Here is a 17751-nt window from a genome sequence, read left to right on the forward strand (position 1 = left end):
CCCTCGCTTAATGCGAGGGTTTTTTTATTGCGCAGCATTGCGCCAAAGGTCAGCCTGACGCTCGACCAATACGAACCGGCGACACAGATCGATATCGCGTCTACTCACGCCAGACGCCTCGAATATCTCCGGCCAGCGCATCAACACATCGAGCAGGCGATTCATTTCTTCCTCGGCTTCCGCGCGCGTCATCATGAAACGTCCCGCGTGTGAAAGCGCATTGGCGATAGATGGCTCGTGCGCATCCGCGCCTACGATAAGCTGCTGATACCCGATGCCCTGCAATTGCGGCTGAAGATCGTACGCGGGCGACAGTTTCCATTTGCCATCGCGATTCAGAAACGCGTGGTTCTTCTCGTGATCGTCGGTGTTCTCCATCAGCGCGTTGAAGACCATGCGTCGAAAGAGTTCGCGGCTATCGCTGCGTGGCGCGGGCGAGTAACGCCGCGCGATCTCGGCCAGATCGCCATATGACGCAGCGCTTATATCGATGCCTTCCGCGATCAACATCGTCCTTCCGCTGGCGAGATGATGCCGGCCGCCCGACGCGTCCCGGTCGAAACGCTCGACGAGCAGAATGTTCCTCCCTCGAATCGATACGAGACGCGACTCCGGCACTTGAATGCCGCACGCTTTCGCCAGACACAGCGATGCGTGTTCGACCGTGCTCACATCGACTTCGTCGCCCTCGGCGGGAAACTTCGCGATCCAGTAACGTCCGTCATCCTGAACGATTGCCTTCGGACGCGCGCCGCCCACGCTGCGGCCGGGCTGCAACAGTCGGCGCAGGCGCTCGTCGATCGGCTCGTGGACTTCGATGGCATGCGCGGCTTCCGCCAACGCTTGCAGATCGGCGATATGAAACGCCTGATCGGGCGGCGTTTCGTAGGCTTCGCTCGACCACGAAAACCCGAGCGCGCCGATTCGATTCTCTCCGGCAAGCGCAAGATAGTCGATCGGTGCGCGGCGTCTCGGACGAAACGCTGTGTCGATGACTTGCTTTCCCCAGCGATCCGGACCGGCATCCTCGAAAATCGGATGGATGTCTTGTCCCGGTTCAGGCTCGAACGTGCCTGGACGAAGCGGCAAGTCCGGCGAGAGCGCGAAGGCCTGCGGATCGCTCAACCAATCCGGGCTGTAGGTAAAGAGGCAGCGTCTTCCGCCGATGAGACGCAGCACGCCGCATGCGCGAGGCGTGAGCGCGTCGGGCGGATAAATCCAGACGAACAGTTCGTCGTTCATGTTGCGCTCTTTTTGCCCGAGAGCTTGTGCAATTCGAGCATCAACGCGGTTTCGTCCGTCGCGGGATCGGCGATGGTGGCAAGGAACTGCACGCGGCCGATCAGCCACAGCGCCGACGCATACACGCCCACCGATACCGTGGGGTCGCCTTTCTCCATCTTTTGCAGCGTCGGAACGGAAACCTGCATGCGTTCGGCGAATGTCGCGAGTGACTCGCGGCGGCGCTTGCGTGCGACGCGCAGATTCGTGCCGAGCGCAAGCAGCGCGCGAGACGCGGGAGCGGGAAGCATGTCGGTTGCGGTGGCGCGACGGGGCATAAAGAATAGAACCAGAAAGCGGCCAAAGTTGAAACTATTCTTTATAGTAGTGGCGTTGTTCTGGTTTTTCAACCTTGCGGTTTTATAGCGCCTTCGATCGCCTCCACCGCCCGCACGGTGGCATCCTCCGCACAACAATCCACCACGACACGCTCCGGCATCCCCCGCAGCCACGTAAGCTGCCGCTTGCACAACTGCCGCGTCGCGAACACGCCTTTATCGCGCATCTCGTCGTAGCCGTATGCACCGTCGAGATATTCCCACGCCTGCCGATAGCCGACGCAACGCATCGACGGCATCGACAGATCGAGGTCGCCGCGCGCGCGCAGCCGCTTCACTTCGTCGATGAACCCATGCGCCAGCATCGCATCGAAGCGCTGCGCGATGCGCCCATGCAGCACCGCGCGGTCCGATGGCTCCAGCGCGATAGGCACGAAGCGATACGGCGCATCACTTGCCCGAACGCGCGGCGATGCAAGCAGCGCGGACATCGGCTGGCCGCTCAGCATGAACACTTCGAGCGCCCGCTGGATGCGTTGCGAATCGTTCGGCGCGAGACGCGCGGCGGTCATGGCATCGACGGAAGCGAGTCGTGCGTGGAGCGCGGGCCAGCCATCGCGCGCGGCGTCGGCATCGAGCGCGGCACGGATATCGGCATCGGCGGAAGGCAGATCGTTGAGACCTTGCGTGAGCGCCTTGTAATACAGCATGGTGCCGCCGACCAGCAGCGGCACATTCCCGCGCGCGATGATCTCGCCGACGAGGCGCAACGCGTCGTCATGAAACTGCGCGGCGGAATAGCTCTGCAACGGATCGATGACGTCGATCAGATGATGCGGCGCCACCGCGCGTTCCTCGGCGCTCGGCTTGGCCGTGCCGATATCCATCTCGCGATAGACGAGCGCCGAATCGACGCTCACGATCTCCACCGGATGCCGCGCCGCGAACGCCAACGCCGCCGCCGTCTTGCCGGACGCGGTCGGCCCGAGCAGACACGCCACATTCGTGATTTCGCTCATTGGCCGCGCATGAAAAGCCGGTCGAGGTCCGCGAGCGTGAGCTGGAACCACGTCGGCCGGCCGTGATTGCATTGATCGGCGCGTTCGGTGGCTTCCATCTGACGCAGGAGCGCGTTCATTTCGTCGAGCGTGAGGCGGCGGTTGGCGCGCACGGCGTTGTGACACGCGAGCGTGCCGAGCAGTTCGTGCTGACGTTCGGTGAGCACGCGCGAGCCGCCGTAGGCGTGAAGATCGGCGAGCACGGCGCGCGCGAGGGCGGGCAGGTCGGCGTCCTTCAACAACGCAGGCACGGCGCGAATGGCGATCGATGTCGGCGACAGCACGGCGAGGTCGAAGCCGAGCGCGTCGAGCGTTTCCTTCTCCTCCTCGACCACGCCGATTTCGACCGGTTCCGCCGTCATCGACACGGGAATCAGAAGCGGCTGCACGGCAATCGCGTGATCGCCGAGCGCGTTCTTGAATTGCTCGTAGAGAATGCGTTCGTGCGCCGCGTGCATATCGACGAGCACGAGTCCGCGCGCGTTCTGCGCGAGCACATAGATGCCATGAATCTGCCCGATGGCAAAGCCCAGCGGTTGTTCATCGACGTGATACTGAGGCGCTTTTTCCTCGGCGTAGGTGATGGGCGCGCCGGGTTCCTTGCGCCCGAACAACGCGTCATACAGCGCAAGCGGTTGCGCGACGGGCAAGTTGCCTTGCGTCATGCGCGACTGGCGCATCCAGTTCGTGCCGCTCTCGCTTCTCAGGTTGAGCGTGTCCGGCGTGCCGGCGAACGGCTTCGCGCTGAACGAGGCTGGCCCGGTGGTTTCGATCTGCGCGGCGTGTCCGCCCGAAGTCGTTTCCGGCGATGCCCCCGCATGCCGCGCCAACGCCCGCTGCACGGCATGAAACACGTATTGATGAATCGAGCGCGAATCGCGAAAGCGCACCTCGATCTTCGACGGATGCACGTTCACATCGACGGATTCGGGCGGCAGATCGAGGAACAGCACGTACGCGGGATAGCGATTGCCATGCAGCACATCTTCATAGGCTGCGCGCACAGCGTGCGTGAGCAGTTTGTCGCGCACGAAGCGGCCATTGACGAAGAAAAACTGCTGATCGGCGCGTCCGCGGCTCGCGGTGGGGAGGCCCGCGCAGCCGTACACCGCGAGCGGCCCGGCGCGCTCATCGAGCGGCAAATGCGCGGTTTCGAACACCTCGCCGAGAATTTTCGCCACGCGCGTTTGCGGATCGCTGGCGTTCCAGTGTTCGATGGCTTTGCCGTTGTGCATCACCGAAATCGCGACGTCGGGCCGCGCCAGCGCGGTGCGACGAATCACGTCGAGGCAATGGCCGAGTTCGGTCTGCTCGCTCTTGAGGAACTTGCGCCGCGCGGGCGTGCTGAAATACAGTTCGCGCACTTCCATCGTAGTCCCGACCGTGCCCGCAGCGGGCGAAAGCACGCCCGTTTGTGCATCGATGCGCGTCGCGTGCGGGCAACTTTCGGTGCGGCTCGTGATGAACAATTCGGCCACCGATGCAATCGACGCGATGGCCTCACCGCGAAACCCGAGCGTGGCGACCGCTTCCAATTCGGCAAGCGAGCGAATCTTGCTGGTCGCGTGACGCAACAGCGCGAGCGGAAGCTCGTTCGGCGGAATGCCGCAACCATCGTCCGTCACCACGATGCGCTTCACCCCGCCTTCGTCCAGCGTGATGCGCAGCGTTTTCGCGCCCGCATCGAGCGCGTTTTCGAGCAATTCCTTGACGACCGATGCCGGCCGTTCGACTACTTCGCCCGCCGCGATCTGGCTGATGAGCTGATCGTGCAACGGTGCGATGGCGCGCGAACGGCGCGGGGCGTCGGCGGTCAAACCGCCGTCTAAGGGTGCGTTAAGGTCGGCCATGGCCAAATTATAGCGATTCGCCGGGCGCGGGCCGCGAGACGCATCGCACCGGAATGACGTCGGGATGTGCGCGTTTTGGCCGGACTTGCACATCGTTTCGGTATCATTGCGCGACTCTTTTCATTCATTGCCACGCGCGCGGATGGCCTGCGCGCGGGCCTTGTTCACTCATCGAGGAAAGCTTTTGGACACGCTGCTGCAATTTCTGGGACTCATTCTCCACATCGACAAGTCGCTGGGCGTTTTCATTCAGAACTACGGCGCCTGGGTCTACGCGGTCCTGTTTCTGATCGTGTTCTGCGAAACCGGGCTGGTCGTTTTCCCGTTTCTGCCGGGCGATTCGCTGCTGTTCATCGGCGGTGCGTTCGCGGCCAGCCACGAGATGAATCTCGGCGCGCTGATCGTGCTGCTGCTGATCGCGGCAGTCGCGGGCAATACGGTGAACTACTGGATCGGGCGTTCGATCGGACCGAAGGTGTTCGATACCAACATACCGGTGCTCGAACGTTTTCTCGACCGCGCCGCGCTGCAGAAAACCCATAACTTCTACGAGCGCCACGGCGGCAAGACCATCGTGATCGCGCGCTTCGTGCCGGTGGTGCGCACGTTCGCGCCGTTCGTTGCCGGTGCATCGTCGATGGATGCGGGACGCTTCCAGCTATTCAACGTGCTCGGCGCGTTGTTCTGGGTGCTGCTGCTGACGCTGCTCGGCTATTTCTTCGGCAATATTCCGTTCATCAAGCAATATTTGAACGTGATCGTGCTGGTGGGAATCGGCGCGGCGGTGGTGCCGATCGTGCTGGGCGCACTGTGGAAGATGAGCCGTCGCGGCTCGAAGGTATAACGAAAAAAATGGCGGAACCGTCACGCGACGATTCCGCCATTCCGGGTGAACGCGCGGTGAGCGCTTACCCGCGACGCACCAGCCGGATGATGAAGATCAGCACGACCGCGCCGATGACTGCCGTCAGCAGCGAACCGAAGATGCCGCCGCCGAACGAGAAGCCGATCAGGCCGAACAGCCAGCCGCCGAGCGCGCCGCCGACGATGCCGACGATGATATCGACCAGCACGCCGAAGCCGCTGCCGTTCATGATCAGACCGGCGAGCCAGCCCGCCACACCGCCGATGATCAGCGTCAGGATGATTCCGTTTTGCAGGAAATGCATGGGTAAAACCTCAATGAAGTGAACTCCGCGGAAGTGCGGAATGACTCGCTTTCGAGCGTCGCTCAATTTATCCGATGCACGGCGCGCATGGACGGCGCGATTGTCAAGGTTTGTCATGGCGACGCGATGCGTCCGCTCGTACGAGTCCGGCCATCGGCCATGCGCGCGGACCGTCAAAAATTGAGTACGCCTTGCGATTACGTCGGCGACAAGCACGGGTGTGTCGTTGATGTGACGTGAGAGAATCGTCGAGGCGGAGTTTCATGTCGTTTGAAAGCAAAAGGAAGGATCGGGCAAGCGTGGTGTTTTCGCTTGCGGCGTGCATCGCGGTAGCCTTGCTCGTGTCGGGTTGCGGCATACTTCGATGCGGCGGCGTGTCGTTATACGGCGTGGCGGTCAATATGTGCGGCTGACGCATCGCGCGCTCAGGACGCAGACCTCGAGTGACCCAATCAAAACGGATAAGCAGGGGAAGTTTGGTGTTGATGCGCAAAGACGGTTTCAATCCGCGCCCGGGCGCGGCCTTCGCGAGCCTGACGCTCGCTTCAGCAATCGTGGCGGTCGTGACACTGGCGGCCTGTACCACGACGCCGCGCACGCCTGCGCCGATCGTGGAAAGCTCGGCGGTAAGCACGTCGCCTGTCGTGCAGGGCACCGCGCCCGGCGTCAGCACGACGCCCGCGCCGCTTGCACCGATCACGCCGACCGTGTCCGCGCCAGTTGAGCCGGGTTTCTATCGCGTGAAGCCGGGCGATACGCTCTACGCCGTCTCGCGCATGTACAAGCAAAAGCCCGACGAACTGGCGAAGTGGAACAGCTTGCCGGAAAGCAGGCAGGTGAATGTCGGGCAAGTGTTGCGCGTGGTGCCGCCGGGTGCTGCGGTTTCGGCTTCGGCTTCGGCTTCGACTGCTGCATCGAAGGCAGAGCAGCCGCCGCTGCTTCCGACGCCATCGAAAGCGGCCGAGCAAAAGCCGGCGCACGAAGAGAAAGCCTCGGCCGTCACCGCATCGAAAGGCTCGTTCTTGTGGCCCGTGCACGGCGAAGTGGTGCGCAAGTTCGGCGCGAGCGGGAACAAGGGCATCGACATCGCGGGGAAGGTGGGCGATCCGGTGAAAGCGTCGGCATCCGGCAAGGTGGTGTATGCGGGAAGCGGCCTGCGCTCGTACGGGCGCATGATCATCGTGAAGCATGGCAACGATTATCTGACCGCCTACGCCTATAACGAAAAACTGTTGGTGAAAGAGGGCGACAGCGTGAAGCAAGGGGCGACCATCGCGGATATGGGAACCGCGCCGAGCGGCTCGGCCACGCTGCATTTTGAAGTGCGCAAGGGTGGCGCGGCAGTCGATCCGGAGCCGTTGCTCGGCGCTGGCGGCTGAACGCGCCTTGGCAATATATGTAGGAGAAGGATGTGAAAAAGATCGTGTTCGCGCTGTGCGTCACGGTGTCGTTGCTTGCTGGCTGCGATCAGCAGCAAAACGATGATGCAATGAACAAACTCAAATCGTTTTTCAATGCAGTGAAGCCCGATGAGCTTCTGCTCAAGGATCTCAAGCCCGGTGTCACGACCGAAGCGCAGATTCGCGATCAGATGGGCGAGCCGGAAACGGAACGGACCTTTACCGACGGTTCGAAGCGCTTCGAGTATCCGCGCGGTCCGGCCGGGACCAACACGTACTTCGTGGATCTGGATTCGGACGGCCTGTTCGTTTCCGTGACGCAAGTGCTCACCGCGGAAAACATCGCGAAGGTGCGAATTGGCATGACGCAGGACGAAGTGCGCCGCCTGCTCGGCAAGCCGACCACCATCGCGGAATATCGTCTGAAAAAGGAGCGCGTCTGGAGCTGGCACTGGCTCGAAGACGGCGTGAATCAGGATGCCATGTTCAACGCGCATTTCGGACCGGATGGCACGGTCGTGACCACATCGCGATCGGAGGCGGTGCGCGGCCACTGAGCACTGAGCACTGAACACAAGCGAGAATAAAAACAACTCGACCGAACAAGCGAGATGAACGAAAAAAAGAGACAGGCGCTGATGGAGGAGGCCGAACGATTCCGGGAGCGCATGGCAGAAGGCGTGCACCCGGAACACGGCGCGGATTGGGCTTGCGGGAAAGGGCATCGCTGGGATGAATCGCTCGATGTTGCGCAAAACGTGCGCTGCATCAACTGCGCGTCGCAGCGGCGCGAGGCGGAAGCGAAGCGCCTGCAGGAGCTTGCGCGCGTGCGCGGCGGCCGGCTCGCGTCGTTCAGTCCGATCGATACGTCCATGCCGCTGCACTGGGAATGCGCGCACGGACACACATGGTCCGCCTTCGCGCATGAAGCGCAGCGTCTTTGGTGCGACGAGTGCGCGCGAACCGTGTTCGCGAACTATCGCTGAGGCATTGGCGCATCGTCCAAAGTCGAAAAAGAAAAAGCCGGCATGAGCCGGCTTTCGAACTTCTTGTTTTAGGCTTGGTGTCGAGGCGTCGGCTTTTGAGCTACGCGAATCGCCGGATTGTCGGTAAGGGCGTGCGCCGCATTGCGATGCGCATCCGCGAACAAATCGCGCATTGCCATTACCTACAACCCGAACGAATGCCGCCTGTCTTTGTTGATCTCCCTGCGCGCTTTTTGAACTACCCCCGAGCGCAGAATCAGTATCTCGGCATTCGTTTTGTATGAATGTACGTGTTCCAACATTCGCATCGTTCGTGATGCGAAAACCACACTCAATGTTCCGATGCCGCCAGTTCCAGCCGCGCCGCTTCCGGTTGCGCACGCGCCGCGACGAGCGACTGCGTGACCATGCGCGCTTCCGCCTGCGCGATGTGTTCGAGCGATGCATCGTCGAGTTGCGCGGCGTAGACGGCGAGGGCATCGCACAGAGGCGCGTGGTCGGCATCGGCGAGCGTCCAGTGCGTGGTGCTCGCGTGGCGTTGTTCGACGCGCACCAGCGCTTCGTGTGCGAGCGTGATGTCGTCCGCGAATTCCTCCGCGTGGCCAAGCTGACACAACTCTTCCGCGACCAGCAGATGCCGGCACAACGCCATGAACAGCGCATGCGATCCATGCCCGCGATGGAACGCGTCCAGCGCGCTGTAGCACTGCAGCAGCAGCGTGTGCGTCATCGGCTCGCGGGCGGCGCGGCTGTGCGTCAGGGCCAGCAGCAGCGGCGACATGGAAGGACGGCTCGATCTCATGGACTTCGATTTTTTCTTCACGGAAGGTCTCCCGGAATGGTGTACTTCTCGATGCAGGATAGGGATGCGCTTGGCATGGAAAGCATCATCGCATCGAAAAATTAGCGTTGTCTTAAGGCAGTAGTGTTATGCCGGGCTCAGCGATTCACCGTTCACCCGCACGCGTTGGCCGACTGCCATGCCGGGCGCGGTTTCGTAGTTGAACGAGCGATAGCTGCCGTCATTCATGCGCACCTGCACCTGATACGTCGTGCTCTTGTGAACGACGTGCTCGATCTGATTGCCCGCCAGACCGCCGCCGATGGCGCCCAGAATCGTCGCCGCCGTGCGGCCGCGTCCGTTGCCGATCTGCGTGCCCGCGAGGCCACCCACGACCGCGCCGCCGATCGCGCCGATGCCTGTCGCCGGTTGCGCGCTCTGCACCGCGTCGATCGACGTCACCTGGCCCGCGTAAGGATCATAGGCGGGCGCGGTGTTCTCCGCATAACTCGGAGCGGGCGCGCTTTGCACGGGCGCTGCCGCCTTGATGTGATGCCCGCGCACCGCACGCGGCAACGGTGCTTCATGCGTGCTCGGCACGGACGCCGCCTGCGCGACCTGCGTATCCACCAGCGGCGATGCCGTCACCGCCTGCGCCGTTGCCTTCGATGACGGCAGCCATCCCGCCATCGCCGCGACGCCGGTCCCGCACGCGAGGATGATCGACACGGCCGCCGCCGCGACGAGCGGATGAAGGCGGGACGACTTCGTTTCGAACTGAGGAACGGCGTTCATGGCAACGACTCCTGTCTACGACGGTTTGCGCTTTTGCGCGGACGAAACGGTTGAATGCCTGTCTGCTATAACGCCGCTGCTTACGCCCGGTGCACGCGTTAGCTGTGACATTTGTAAGTAAAAGATTCGTCATCGCTTCCCGACACGTTCGTTTTAGGGTGAATACATATGTTGCGTTATTTTTGTTTACGGCAACATCTGTATCAAACCACTCAATCGAAGGGATACGCCATGAAATACTCATCGCTGATTGCGCTCGCGGCGCTTTCTCTTGCTGCGGGCGCTGTTCGCGCGCAGGACGCGCCGAACACGCTCGCCAAGATTCAGAGTGTCGATCTGATCGCCATCGGGCATCGCGAAACGTCGGTGCCGTTTTCTTATGTCGATGCGAACAACAACGTGATCGGGTTCTCGCAAGACCTGTGCAACAAGGTCATCGATGCCGTGAAAGCGCGGACCAAACATCCGGGCTTGCGCGTGCGCTTTATTCCAGTGACGTCGCAGAACCGCATCGCGCTCGTGCAGAACGGCACCGTCGATCTCGAATGCGGCGTGACGACCAACCTCGTCGCGCGGCAGAATCAGGTGGCGTTCTCGGACACGTTTTTCGTCGCGACCACGCGTCTGCTGACGAAGAGGACTTCCGGCATCAAGGATTTCGCGGATCTCGCCGGCAAGACCGTCGTGACGAATCAGGGCACCACGTCCGAGCGCATCCTGCGCAAGATGAACGAGGACAAGAAGATGAACATGAGCATCATCAGCGCGAAGGATTACGGCGAAGGGCGGGTGACGCTCGAAACCGGGCGCGCGGTCGCGTACATGATGGATGACGTGCTGCTCGCCGGCACGCGCTCGCTCACGGCGAATCCGGCGGACTGGGTGATCGTCGGCACGCCGCAGTCGTCGGAAGCGTATGGCTTCATGATGCGTCGCGACGATCCCGAGTTCAAAAAGCTCGTCGATGACGCCATGACTCAGGTCATGACGAGCGGCGAGATCAGGACGATGTACGACAAGTGGTTCATGAAGCCGGTGCCGCCGGAGAACATCGACTTCGATTTTCCGATGAGCGACGCCATGCAGAAGCTCTACGCGAACCCGAACGACAAGGCGTTCGAATAGCGCGATTTCACTCGTCGAAGGGCAGTTCCGTCTGCCCTTGGGCGCGCATGTCGAAGGTGTTGAGCGTCATGGCGACGAGTACGTAATAGCCGAGCAGGCCGACGAGATTGATGACGACCGTCGTGCCGAAACGCTGGGCGGCGGCGTGATACGTGGCATCGGACACGCGCTTGCTGTCGTAGAGTTCGCTCGCGAAGGTGAAGATGAGCGCGTCGTCTTTATCGGCGAAAACGGGGTTTTGGCCTGTGCGCAGTGCTTCGGCGACTTCGGCGGGAACGCCTGCCTGTAGCGCGATCGGATGATGAATATGCCACTCGCCCTGCGAGCGCCAGCGCGCCGCCGTCACGAGAATGGCGAGTTCCGAGAGCCGCAACGGAAGGCCGGTTTTGTAGCGGCAGAACGCGCCGAGCTTCTGCGCGTGTTGCGCGAGTTCCGGGCTGTGAATCCAGCCGAGAAACGGCCCGTTGAGATTGCCGCGCGGACCGTTCAGGATGTCCTGCACCACGGCCTTTTGTTCGTCGGATGCGGTGTCGATCTGGAACTCGGGAAGTCGCTTGCTCATGGTCGGTTAACGCGTGGTGGACATGCCGATGGAAGAAATCGCGCCGTCGATCGAATCGCACAGACGCTCCACGATGGTCTCGATCTGCGCGCTCGTGCAAATGAACGGCGGCGCGAGCAACACATGATCGCCGATTTGCCCGTCGAGCGTGCCGCCCATCGGATAGACCATGAGGCCGCGTTGCATCGCTTCGGTTTTGATGCGTGCGTGGAGCTTGTGTTTCGCATCGAACGGCTCCTTCGAGTCGCGGTCCTGCACCAGTTCGACGCCGACGAACAGGCCGCGTCCGCGAACATCGCCGATAAAAGAATGCGCAACCTGACGCGCGCGCAACGCGGCGCGCAATTGTTCGCCGCGCGCCTGCACGTTGTCCAGCAGTTTGTCTTCCTCGATGACCTTCTGCACCGCCAGCGCCGCCGCGCACGCCGTCGCGTGGCCGATGTACGTGTGCCCGTGCTGAAAGAAGCCCGAACCGCCGACGATGGTGTCGTAGATGTCGTCCGAAACGAGCGTCGCGCCGATGGCCTGATAGCCCGCGCCCAGTCCCTTGGCGATGGCGAGAATATCCGGCGCGATGCCGTCTTCATCGCACGCGAACAGATAGCCCGTGCGGCCCATGCCGGACATGACTTCATCGAGAATCAGCAGGACGCCGTATTTGTCGCACACCGCGCGGATCTTGCGGAAGTAGTCGCGCACCGGCGGCACCGCGCCCGCCGTCGCGCCGACGACCGTTTCCGCGACGAACGCCGCGACCGTGTCTGGACCGAGTTCGAGGATTTTGGTTTCGAGTTCGTCGGCGAGACGTTGGGCGTAGGCATCGTCGGATTCGCCTTCGTGCTGTTCGCGATACGCGAAGCACGGCGAAACATGATGCGCCTCGATGAGCAAAGGCAGAAACGGCTCGCGCCGCCACGCGTTGCCGCCGATGGCGAGCGCGCCGAGCGTGTTGCCGTGATAACTCTGCCGCCGCGCGATGAAATGCCTGCGCTTCGTTTCGCCCTTTTCGACGAAAAACTGACGAGCGAGTTTGAGCGCGGCTTCCATCGCCTCCGATCCGCCCGACACGAAGTAGACGTGATCGAGCCCGCGCGGCGCGGCATCGACGAGTCTGGCGGCGAGTTCTTCGGCCGGCTCGTTCGTGAAGAACGATGTGTGCGCGTAGGGCAGACGTTCGACTTGCCGCTGAATGGCGTCGATCACGCGCGCGTCGCTGTGGCCGAGGCATGAAACGGCCGCGCCGCCGCTGGCATCGATATAGCGCTTGCCGTTGGAATCGATGATTTCGATGCCTTCGCCCCGCACGGCGACCGGCAGCTTCGCGCGCGGCGCGCGGTGGAATATGTGAGTCATGGAGTCGGCCCTTGTGATGTCGCAATTAAACGCGATACAACACATGTTGTCAATCATAAGGACGACGACAACATTCGCTAACTCGCCGAATACGCACCTTGCGAATGCAGCGCGGCCTCAGCCGCTTCCAGATACGCGACCGCATCCTTGCCTTCGAGCGCGAGCAATTGCGCGACGAGCATTTCCGCCAGCGCCGACGCCGCGATCAACGACGGAAAGAACGACGGCGACTCGTGCGAAAAGATCAGCGTGTGATCCGCGTTCAGCGCAATCGGCGACACGGCGCTGTCCGTCAGCGCGATGAGCTTCCCGCCGCGTTCGACGGTGGCCTGCGCCACGCGCACGGCTTCGACCGAATACGGCGCGAAACTCACGACCACAGTCGCATGTTTCTTTTCGATGCCGCGCAACTGCATCTCCAGCGTGCCCGCTTCACCGTTCACCAGACTCACCGACGGACGGAACAGCCGGTACCCGTACAACAAGCCGAACGCGACTGGATAGCAGGAGCGAAATCCGGCGATGTGAACATGCGGCGCGCGTCGCAGGGTTTTGGCGGCATCGACGACATTCGCGGCGTTCTGCGCCAGCGTGAGTTCGAGATTGTGCGATTGCGCGCGCGCAAGATCGCGGCTCAGATGATCGTCCGCGCCGCCTTTCACCAGCGTGCGCGCGCGCGTGGTGAGCGGCTCGGGGCGCGTACGCACGCGGCTCACGAAGATTTCGCGCAGTTCGTTCCAGCCGGGAAAACCGAGTTGTTGCGAGAGACGCACCATCGCGGCGGGCTGGACCTTCGCCCGCTCGGCGACCTTGCGCATGGACAGGACGGCAACTTCGTCCGGAAAATCGAGCAGGAACGCAGCGCCCGCCTGAAATTGCGGGCTCAGGTCGGGAAAACGTTCGCGGATGGTGGAAGCGAGTTGATCGAAGGTGGGCACGTTTGAGGGATGTCAGGCCGACGATCCCTCATTAGACCATGAGGCTTTAAGCGCGCGCGACGATGCGTGTGCGACGCAGGGACAAACGCTGAACCACGGTGAACACCGCCCAGACCGCGAACAGCACGACCGCGACGATCGCCATGGCGGCAATCGAGCTTTCCTTCGCTTCCGGCGCGCGTTCGACGAGGGCGCGCTCGTCTGCGGGTGGCGCTTCGAGTTCGGTCCTCGACACCGGTGCTTCCGCTGCGCTCAGTTGCGCCGTGCTCTCGATATAGCCCATTTTTATGTCCCCAGATGGCCAGCAGCCCGCAAGCCGTGAACGTATTCTTCCACGGCGCAAACACGGCAAACGTGGGCAATCGAACGTACTTTGATGTGGTGCAAAAATTGAGAGGTAAAAACGTCCGGATCGCCTTCTGGGCAAGGGTTGCGGCGTTCAGTGGGGTGAAAGGGAAGGGGCGGTTTTGTTTTACGTACCAACGTTCGATGGCATGCGGCGAGCCAACAAAAAAAGCCCTTGATCTCGCGATCAAGGGCTTTCTTTTACAACTTGGTGGCGAATCAGGGATTCGAACCCCGGACCTGCGGATTATGATTCCGTCGCTCTAACCGGCTGAGCTAATTCGCCAAAGAGACGAGATTATGCCGAGGCGTGAAATCGCTGTCAACCCCGCGCGCGCGTTTTTCCAATCAACGCGCGCCGGGGGCCGACATCAATCCTCGTGATACACGTTCGACTTGTGCGTGTCCTTCACGAACAGCATGCCGATCACGAAGGTCGCCAGCGCGATCACGATCGGATACCACAGCCCCGAATAAATATCGCCTCTGGCCGCGACGATGGCGAACGCGGTCGCCGGCAGGAAGCCGCCGAACCAGCCATTGCCGATGTGATAGGGCAGCGACATCGACGTATAGCGAATGCGCGCCGGGAACATCTCGACCAGCATCGCCGCGATCGGGCCGTACACCATCGTCACGAAAATGACGAGGATGGTCAGGACGACGATCGCCATCGGCCAGTTGATGAGCGCCGGGTCCGCCTTCGCCGGATAGCCCGCACTCTTGAGCGTGCCGGAGAGCGTCTTGTCGAACGTGGCGCCTTGAGCCTTGGCGTCCGCCGCCTTGCCGTCATACGTGTTGACCACGGTCTCGCCGACCTTGATCTGCGCGAGCGTGCCCGCGGGCGCGGCCACGTTCTCGTAGTTCAGACCGGCCTTCGACAACGCGCTCTTGGCGATATCGCACGAACTCGTGAACTTCGACGTGCCCACCGGATTGAACTGGAACGAGCACTCGTCCGGATTGGCGATGACGACGATCGGCGACTTCTGCGTGGCGGCTTCGAGCGTCGGATTGGTGTAATGCGCGAGCGCCTTGAAGAGCGGGAAGAACGACAGCGCCGCGATCAGGCAACCGGCCATGATGATTGGCTTGCGGCCGATGCGGTCCGACAGCGAGCCGAAGAACACGAAGAACGGCGTGCCGATCAACAGCGCCACCGCGACCATGATGTTCGCGCTGGTGCCATCGACCTTGAGCGTTTGCGTCAGGAAGAACAGCGAGTAGAACTGGCCCGTGTACCACACGACCGCCTGGCCCGCCGTCAGACCGAACAGCGCGAGCAGCACGATCTTCAGGTTCTTCCACTGGCCGAACGCTTCCGTGAGCGGCGCCTTCGAGGTCTTGCCTTCGGACTTGATGCGCTCGAATACCGGCGACTCGTGGAGCTTCATCCGAATCCACACCGACACGCCGAGCAGCAGGATCGACACGAGGAACGGCACGCGCCACGCCCACGCGGCGAACTGTTCCTCGCCGACCGTCATGCGCACCGCGAGAATCACGATCAGCGAGATGAACAGGCCGAGCGTCGCCGTGGTTTGAATCCACGCGGTCCACGCGCCGCGTTTGTTCGATGGCGCGTGTTCCGCGACATAGGTCGCCGCGCCCCCATACTCGCCGCCGAGCGCGAGACCTTGTAATAGCCGCATCGCGATGAAGATGACTGGCGCGGCAATGCCGATGGTCGCGTACCCCGGCAAGAAGCCGATCAGAAACGTCGACAAACCCATGATGACGATGGTCACGAGGAACGTGTACTTGCGCCCGACCATGTCGCCGAGCCGCCCGAACACGATCGCGCCGAACGGACGCACCGCGAAACCGGCCGCGAAGCCGAGCAGCGTGAAGACGAAGCCCGCAGTGGGATTGACGCCCGAGAAGAACGTCTTGCTGATATAGATGGCGAGCGACCCGGCCAGATAGAAGTCGTACCACTCGAACACCGTGCCGAGCGACGAGGCGAAGATGACCTTCCGTTCCTCCGCCGTCATCGGCGCGTGGGAAATGCGCCCTTCAACCGTAGCCATGAATCGTCTCCTTATCGCCTTGTCATTTCGGATGTTCGCATTCGTCGGCCCCGCGCAGGGCGGTTCCGGTGAGACGATTATTGGAACGAAAACTTACGGCGTTCTGACTTGATTACTTGCCTGCGCGTTGCGGCTTTCTCTTGATGATGTGCGTAATTTAGGTCAACGCGTGGATAAAACGCGCTCAAAATGCAGCAACGTTCGCGATCCCGAAAATCAAGCGCTTATGTGTGTAGCTGACGGTCAGGGTTAATCCCGGGCAGTGAAAACCCGCTGAAGACTCACGCGGACGAGCGTTCCCGCCAGTCTCGGCGATTCCTGATACACGTGATCCTCGATGGCGAGCGTGCCGCCATGCATCGCCGTGATCTCTTTGACGATGGCCAGACCCAGCCCGCTGCCATCGCCTTCGCGCCCGAGAATCCGATAAAACCGCTCGACGACGCGCACCCGCTCCGCCGCCGGAATGCCGAGCCCGGTGTCTTCTACTTCGAGATGCACGCGGTCGGAATCGGTTTCATCAGTCCGCACGCGCACGGTGATGCGCCCGCCCGCCGGCGTGTAGCGGATGGCGTTGTCGATCAGATTGGACAGCAGTTCGCGCAGCATCACGACGTTGCCTTCCACTTCGACCGGAAACGGCGGCTCCTCGTAACCGAGGTCCATGCGTTTGGCGAGCGCGGCCTGCACCCAGTCGCGCACGGCCAGCCGCGCCAGGGTCGCCAGTTCGATACGCGTAAAAACCTGCCCCGCCGCGCGATTCTCCGCGCGCGCGAGCGCCAGCAGTTGCGTGACGAGCCGCGCCGCATGCTCGGAACTCGTGGCGATCTGTTCGAGCGAGCGCTGCACTTCCGTCGAGACATCCTGACGCAAGGCGAATTCCGCCTGCATGCGCAAACCCGCGAGCGGCGTCTTCATCTGATGCGCGGCATCGGCGATAAAGCGCTTCTGAAACTCCATGTTCTGTTCGAGTCGCACGAGCAGATCGTTGAACGACGCCACGAGCGGCGCGATTTCCGGCGGCGCGCGCTCGGCTTCGAGCGGCGAGAGATCGTCCGGCCGCCGCGCGCGAATGTTCGCTTGCAACGCATGCAATGGCGCGAGCCCGCGCGACAACCCGAACCACACGAGGATGATCGCCAGCGGCAGAATCACGAACTGCGGAAGAATCACGCCCTTGATGATGTCGTTGGCAAGCTGGCTGCGCTTGTCGAGCGTTTCCGCCACCTGCACGAGCACGGGCTGCGTGCTGTCGGGCGCGCGTCCCGGCGCGAGTCCGGGCAGATCGACCGTCGTATAGGCCACGCGGATATCGTTGCCGCGCAGCACATCGTCCCGAAACTCGACGATGCCCGGCTGCGGCCGGTCGTCCTCGTGCGGCAAGGGCATGTCGCGGTCGCCGCCGACCAGTTCGCCGCGCGTGCCGAGCACCTGAAAGAACACGCTGTCCACGTTGTCGGCGCGCAGGAAGTCGCGCGTCGCCTGCGGCAAACGAAGCTCGGCGACGCCGTTCACCGGCTGAATCTGCCGCGCGATGACGTAGGCATCGGCTTCGAGCGCGCGGTCGAACGGACCGTTGGCGATGGACTTCGCGACCAGATACGTCACCGCGATGCTCATCGGCCAGAGCAGCAGCAGCGGCGCGAGCATCCAGTCGAGAATCTCGCCGAACAATGATCGCGGATGCCGTTCGTGGTCCTGTTCCAGTTCGTCGGGCGGCGCGAACGGATTGGCATAGCGCGCGTCGCGGCGGGCGTCGGTGTCTGCGCTGTCTTCGGTCGAAGCGGGCGACGCCATGTG

At 62.3% G+C, this 17751-nt stretch carries 20 protein-coding genes and 1 tRNA gene; 7 read left to right on the top strand and 14 right to left on the bottom strand.

Annotated elements, in window-relative coordinates; genetic code table 11:
• Positions 1–24 precede the first annotated feature (24 nt).
• The 4 genes from ACZCWR_RS05015 to mutL all read right to left on the bottom strand — a co-directional run bounded on the left by ACZCWR_RS05015 (position 25) and on the right by mutL (position 4467).
• The gene (locus ACZCWR_RS05015; RefSeq protein WP_487302619.1) at positions 25–1242 is read right to left on the bottom strand and encodes a type II toxin-antitoxin system HipA family toxin; all 1218 of its coding nucleotides are present in this window, start codon (positions 1240–1242) and stop codon (positions 25–27) included.
• On the bottom strand, positions 1239–1532 hold the full coding sequence (locus tag ACZCWR_RS05020) for a helix-turn-helix domain-containing protein (protein ID WP_487302620.1): 294 nt from the start codon (positions 1530–1532) through the stop codon (positions 1239–1241). Before ACZCWR_RS05020 ends, ACZCWR_RS05015 begins: the two co-directional genes overlap by 4 nt.
• 95 nt (positions 1533–1627) lie before the next feature.
• Positions 1628–2578 carry a tRNA (adenosine(37)-N6)-dimethylallyltransferase MiaA gene (gene miaA, locus ACZCWR_RS05025; RefSeq protein ID WP_487302621.1) on the bottom strand — a complete coding sequence of 317 codons (951 nt, stop codon included), beginning with the start codon at positions 2576–2578 and terminating at the stop codon, positions 1628–1630.
• Positions 2575–4467: a DNA mismatch repair endonuclease MutL gene (mutL, locus tag ACZCWR_RS05030; RefSeq protein ID WP_487302622.1), complete on the bottom strand. Its 1893-nt coding sequence runs from the start codon at positions 4465–4467 to the stop codon at positions 2575–2577. The genes miaA and mutL overlap by 4 nt, the downstream gene beginning before the upstream one ends.
• 184 nt (positions 4468–4651) lie before the next feature.
• Between mutL and ACZCWR_RS05035 the strand changes: the two genes are divergently transcribed.
• On the top strand, positions 4652–5311 hold the full coding sequence (locus tag ACZCWR_RS05035; RefSeq protein ID WP_487302623.1) for a DedA family protein: 660 nt from the start codon (positions 4652–4654) through the stop codon (positions 5309–5311).
• A 64-nt stretch (positions 5312–5375) separates the two neighbouring features.
• Here ACZCWR_RS05035 and ACZCWR_RS05040 read toward each other — a convergent pair whose 3' ends face one another.
• Positions 5376–5636: a GlsB/YeaQ/YmgE family stress response membrane protein gene (locus tag ACZCWR_RS05040; protein WP_487302624.1), complete on the bottom strand. Its 261-nt coding sequence runs from the start codon at positions 5634–5636 to the stop codon at positions 5376–5378.
• A gap of 263 nt (positions 5637–5899) precedes the next feature.
• Here ACZCWR_RS05040 and ACZCWR_RS05045 point away from each other — a divergent pair, with 263 nt between their 5' ends.
• The 5 genes from ACZCWR_RS05045 to ACZCWR_RS05065 all read left to right on the top strand — a co-directional run bounded on the left by ACZCWR_RS05045 (position 5900) and on the right by ACZCWR_RS05065 (position 8306).
• Positions 5900–6049, top strand: coding sequence for a hypothetical protein (locus tag ACZCWR_RS05045; RefSeq protein ID WP_487302625.1), 150 nt, complete (start codon positions 5900–5902; stop codon positions 6047–6049).
• A 72-nt stretch (positions 6050–6121) separates the two neighbouring features.
• Positions 6122–7015, top strand: coding sequence for a peptidoglycan DD-metalloendopeptidase family protein (locus tag ACZCWR_RS05050; RefSeq protein WP_487303251.1), 894 nt, complete (start codon positions 6122–6124; stop codon positions 7013–7015).
• Between the two features lie 110 nt (positions 7016–7125).
• Positions 7126–7593 carry an outer membrane protein assembly factor BamE domain-containing protein gene (gene bamE, locus ACZCWR_RS05055; protein ID WP_487303252.1) on the top strand — a complete coding sequence of 156 codons (468 nt, stop codon included), beginning with the start codon at positions 7126–7128 and terminating at the stop codon, positions 7591–7593.
• A 54-nt stretch (positions 7594–7647) separates the two neighbouring features.
• Entirely contained in the window at positions 7648–8022 is a 375-nt protein-coding gene (locus tag ACZCWR_RS05060; protein WP_487302626.1) for a hypothetical protein, read from the top strand.
• A 95-nt stretch (positions 8023–8117) separates the two neighbouring features.
• On the top strand, positions 8118–8306 hold the full coding sequence (locus ACZCWR_RS05065) for a hypothetical protein (RefSeq protein WP_487302627.1): 189 nt from the start codon (positions 8118–8120) through the stop codon (positions 8304–8306).
• A gap of 47 nt (positions 8307–8353) precedes the next feature.
• Here the strand turns inward: ACZCWR_RS05065 and ACZCWR_RS05070 are convergent, their stop codons facing one another.
• Both ACZCWR_RS05070 and ACZCWR_RS05075 read right to left on the bottom strand, forming a co-directional pair.
• Positions 8354–8845 (bottom strand): hypothetical protein, encoded by a 492-nt coding sequence (locus ACZCWR_RS05070; protein WP_487302628.1) that lies wholly within the window; start codon positions 8843–8845, stop codon positions 8354–8356.
• 105 nt (positions 8846–8950) lie between these two features.
• Positions 8951–9598 (bottom strand): glycine zipper 2TM domain-containing protein, encoded by a 648-nt coding sequence (locus ACZCWR_RS05075; RefSeq protein ID WP_487302629.1) that lies wholly within the window; start codon positions 9596–9598, stop codon positions 8951–8953.
• A gap of 231 nt (positions 9599–9829) precedes the next feature.
• Between ACZCWR_RS05075 and ACZCWR_RS05080 the strand changes: the two genes are divergently transcribed.
• The gene (locus ACZCWR_RS05080; protein WP_487302630.1) at positions 9830–10723 is read left to right on the top strand and encodes a glutamate/aspartate ABC transporter substrate-binding protein; all 894 of its coding nucleotides are present in this window, start codon (positions 9830–9832) and stop codon (positions 10721–10723) included.
• Positions 10724–10730: 7 nt separating this feature from the next.
• Here the strand turns inward: ACZCWR_RS05080 and ACZCWR_RS05085 are convergent, their stop codons facing one another.
• The 7 genes from ACZCWR_RS05085 to ACZCWR_RS05115 form a co-directional block, all read right to left on the bottom strand.
• Entirely contained in the window at positions 10731–11285 is a 555-nt protein-coding gene (locus ACZCWR_RS05085; RefSeq protein WP_487302631.1) for a carboxymuconolactone decarboxylase family protein, read from the bottom strand.
• A 6-nt stretch (positions 11286–11291) separates the two neighbouring features.
• The gene (locus ACZCWR_RS05090; RefSeq protein ID WP_487302632.1) at positions 11292–12638 is read right to left on the bottom strand and encodes an aspartate aminotransferase family protein; all 1347 of its coding nucleotides are present in this window, start codon (positions 12636–12638) and stop codon (positions 11292–11294) included.
• A 77-nt stretch (positions 12639–12715) separates the two neighbouring features.
• Positions 12716–13576 (bottom strand): MurR/RpiR family transcriptional regulator, encoded by an 861-nt coding sequence (locus ACZCWR_RS05095; RefSeq protein ID WP_487302633.1) that lies wholly within the window; start codon positions 13574–13576, stop codon positions 12716–12718.
• A 46-nt stretch (positions 13577–13622) separates the two neighbouring features.
• Complete coding sequence (locus ACZCWR_RS05100) at positions 13623–13859, bottom strand: hypothetical protein (protein WP_487302634.1); 237 nt, start codon at positions 13857–13859, stop codon at positions 13623–13625.
• 271 nt (positions 13860–14130) lie between these two features.
• A tRNA-Met gene (locus tag ACZCWR_RS05105) sits at positions 14131–14207 on the bottom strand.
• A gap of 85 nt (positions 14208–14292) precedes the next feature.
• Positions 14293–15951, bottom strand: coding sequence for an MFS transporter (locus ACZCWR_RS05110; protein WP_487302635.1), 1659 nt, complete (start codon positions 15949–15951; stop codon positions 14293–14295).
• Positions 15952–16200: 249 nt separating this feature from the next.
• Positions 16201–17748: a sensor histidine kinase N-terminal domain-containing protein gene (locus ACZCWR_RS05115; protein ID WP_487302636.1), complete on the bottom strand. Its 1548-nt coding sequence runs from the start codon at positions 17746–17748 to the stop codon at positions 16201–16203.
• Positions 17749–17751 lie beyond the last annotated feature (3 nt).

It is taken from the genome of Caballeronia sp. A2-2, from assembly GCF_057612605.2.